Genomic DNA, 3,105 nt, shown 5'->3' on the forward strand with positions numbered 1-3,105 from the left:
ATCGATATGACTAACGGCCATATTATATAACTTAAAAAATGTAGTAGCAATACTACAATTTTTGTCATGCCTTATTAGTAAAAAACTATCTAGACTTGATTGCCTGTATAGTTATAGTTGTCTTAACTTAATGACATTGCGATCATTCGGCTATTTTTTTGTTAATACGTAGTCATGAAGAATGTGCCCAACCGCATTTTCGTTATGTGTATAAGGACAGATATGATCAACTTGATCTTTGATCAATGGGTGCAAGTTTTTAACACCAATCGCTATACCGGCTGTTTTAAGCATTCCTAAATCATTGATGTTGTCTCCGATAGCCATGGAATTGTTTATGTCGATGTGCAGATGATCGCATAGAAATTTTAATCCGATTCCTTTATGCACACCCTTTTTATTAAACTCAAAGTAGCGAGCGCTGGAATAAGAAAGATCGCAAGCTTGGCGGATATTTGTCAAAAGTGATGCATCAATGGATTGAAGATAGTCAAAACTGGTATTTTCATAAAGAACTTTCATGATTGGGACATCCTTTAAAAAGGTAAGATCCGTTTCATGAATTTCTTTTACCTGCATACGGCCTTTTAAAAAGTCACGTTCATCATCATTAAGACGATATGCATAAACGGTATCGATCGTATAAACTTGAACGCATACATCATATTGAAGACCAATCTTATAAATTTGCTCTGCCAAAGAATGATCCATCGGCTGCATATATAAGATTCGATTATTTTTGTTCTCGGTCACACAGGCGCCGTTTAATGAAATGGTATAGGTGTTTTCTTTATCATAGAGACCAATTTCTTTTAATGTATTTTGAATCGATATAAATGGTCTTCCGGTTGCGCAAACAAATTGAATGCCATGGTCAGATACTTTTTTGATTTGTTCAATTGTATAAGCATCGACGTGTTTGTTTGTATTCAATAATGTTTCGTCTAAATCACTGGCAATAATTGAAATCATGATTTCCCTCTTTTCTGTGAACAATCTTATCAAATATGATATGATGATGCCATGAAAAACCCAATTTTTATAACGCCCGATGAAATTTCTGCAATCTTGGATACGCTGCATATTCAAAAAGGAAGCTATGTCTGTGTGCAAGCCAGTGATCGATTCTGTAAACATATAATAGGAGAAGAACAGGCTATTTTGAATGTTTTGATGGATAGAATAGGAACAGAAGGCTGTCTTTTCATGCCGACTTTTTCTTTTTCAACGCTGGATCCGTCCTGCCTTGCGACCAATGTGGAGTATGAGTACTGGAAAAAGATACGTGAATGGCAGCTTGGTTATCATCCTATATTGACAAGCTGCGATCAAAACGGAGCGTTGGCCAATCAGTTTTTAAAAAATGAAAATGTAACCCGCACGACACATCCGGTTTACAGCTTTGCGTTTTGGGGAAATACGAAAGAAAAGGAGATCGATCAAAGATCGAATTTTCCTCTATCTTTTACTCATGCTCTTTCTTCCTTTGCCGATCAACAAGCCATTAATCTATTGTTTGATAAGGGGCTAGAAGAAAGTGTTCTTTTGCCGGCCATTGCGAAGACTTTAAATAAAGGTGTTACGTCTTTACAGCGGGCCGTAATCAAAAAAGGAAAAAATAATGCGGTTAAAACATTCTTGGTTACAGAGATTGATGGAATGGAAGAAGAACTTTTGGGATATTGTTATAAAAAAGAAACAAGTTTGGGAAAATTTCCTATATATAGAATATCGTTAGATGAGATACAAGAAACAGAAGCTGTTATGGATTAACAACTTCTGTTTTTAAGTAGATAGACTGATTTTCTTTGGAAATCAAAGAGGAAATCTGATCGGCTAAAAATTGAAAGAATGAAATCTCTTCGGTTGCAAAGCGATCTTTAATGTCAGAATCGACATCCAGAATCGCAAAAAGCGTATTGCCGTTATAAATGGGAACGACAATTTCGGATTGTGAGGCCGAATCACATGCGATATGTCCGGCAAAAGAATGAACATCATCGACAACGATCATCTTCTGCTGTTGGGCACAGGTTCCTACAACACCTTTTCCAATAGGAATAGTCATACAGGCCACTTTACCCTGAAAGGGGCCTAAGGTGCAAGTTGCTTTGTTTTGTTGTACTAAGTATAGGCCGACCCAGTTTAAATGAGGGAGTTCATGAAAGACCAGAGCCATCAAATTTGAAATGGATGAAATCGAAGGGATCTCTGGATCAATCAAGCTTTTACATTGTTGATATATAAGTGTATTCATGAAAAGATTGTAACATAAGTAAAAAGAATATGTCATCTTTGCCACATTTCAAACCAAAAAAGACACAAGGCTATATTTATAGAGAAAAGGTGATACGATAAGGGCACAAAATAAATGATTTGTTTGAAGGAGGAAATCACATCCAGAAAATAAGGATTTATCTATCGGGGAATGGTAGAGATGAGTTGATTTTCTTTTGAGAAGAGTCATGAAATAAAAAGACATGACTCTTTTTTAAATCCACAAAGGAAGGGAAATGTATGTAAAATATCGACAAATGTATCAGTATCCAATCACAACCTGACAATGAAACCGATTACAAAGGTAAGTAGAACAAAAAGGACTAAAAAAAGATAAAAAAAGTGAAAAAAGATGTTGACGGAAGGGAGTGGATTTGGTAATATAATTGAGCACGGCGCGGGAAAGCGCTGAGCGAGATCTTTGAAAACTGAACAAGAACAAACCTGAAAGAAAAAGGAAACGTCAATTTCGGAAAAAGAGAAAACGATGTCAGAGGACATCTGAAAGAGCTAAATCAAATGGAGAGTTTGATCCTGGCTCAGGATGAACGCTGGCGGCATGCCTAATACATGCAAGTCGAACGGACTAAAGAGAAAAGCTTGCTTTTTTTGGAAGTCAGTGGCGAACGGGTGAGTAACACGTAGGTAACCTGCCCATGTGCCCGGGATAATTTCTGGAAACGGAAACTAAAACCGGATAGGTGATGGCGAGGCATCTTGTCATCATGAAAAGAGCTGAAAGGCTCTGGAGCTGGATGGACCTGCGGCGCATTAGCTAGTTGGTGAGGGTAACGGCCCACCAAGGCGATGATGCGTAGCCGGCCTGAG

At 37.6% G+C, this 3,105-nt stretch carries 3 protein-coding genes and 1 rRNA gene; 2 read left to right on the forward strand and 2 right to left on the reverse strand.

Annotated elements, in window-relative coordinates; translation table 11 throughout:
- Positions 1–150 precede the first annotated feature (150 nt).
- The gene (locus U0M88_RS04180) at positions 151–972 is read right to left on the reverse strand and encodes an HAD family hydrolase (protein ID WP_331869003.1); all 822 of its coding nucleotides are present in this window, start codon (positions 970–972) and stop codon (positions 151–153) included.
- Positions 973–1,023: 51 nt separating this feature from the next.
- Here U0M88_RS04180 and U0M88_RS04185 point away from each other — a divergent pair, with 51 nt between their 5' ends.
- A complete protein-coding gene (locus U0M88_RS04185; protein WP_331869004.1) occupies positions 1,024–1,773 on the forward strand; it encodes an AAC(3) family N-acetyltransferase in 750 nt (249 codons plus the stop codon).
- On the opposite strand, the gene U0M88_RS04190 is transcribed toward U0M88_RS04185, so the two are convergent.
- Positions 1,763–2,257: a GAF domain-containing protein gene (locus U0M88_RS04190; RefSeq protein WP_331869005.1), complete on the reverse strand. Its 495-nt coding sequence runs from the start codon at positions 2,255–2,257 to the stop codon at positions 1,763–1,765. The genes U0M88_RS04185 and U0M88_RS04190 overlap by 11 nt on opposite strands.
- Positions 2,258–2,793: 536 nt before the next feature.
- Here U0M88_RS04190 and U0M88_RS04195 point away from each other — a divergent pair.
- Positions 2,794–3,105: ribosomal RNA gene (locus U0M88_RS04195) — 16S ribosomal RNA — on the forward strand; the annotation flags it as partial.

The sequence above is a fragment of the Faecalicoccus sp. genome (assembly GCF_036552745.1).
Taxonomy (GTDB): Bacteria; Bacillota_I; Bacilli_A; order Erysipelotrichales; family Erysipelotrichaceae; genus Faecalicoccus.

Excerpts from the sequence above, each read along its gene's own strand:
- U0M88_RS04180 (WP_331869003.1), bottom strand. The coding sequence starts at position 972 with ATGATTTCAATTATTGCCAGTGATTTAGACGAAACATTATTGAATACA.
- U0M88_RS04185 (WP_331869004.1), top strand. The coding sequence starts at position 1,024 with ATGAAAAACCCAATTTTTATAACGCCCGATGAAATTTCTGCAATCTTG.
- U0M88_RS04190 (WP_331869005.1), bottom strand. The coding sequence starts at position 2,257 with ATGAATACACTTATATATCAACAATGTAAAAGCTTGATTGATCCAGAG.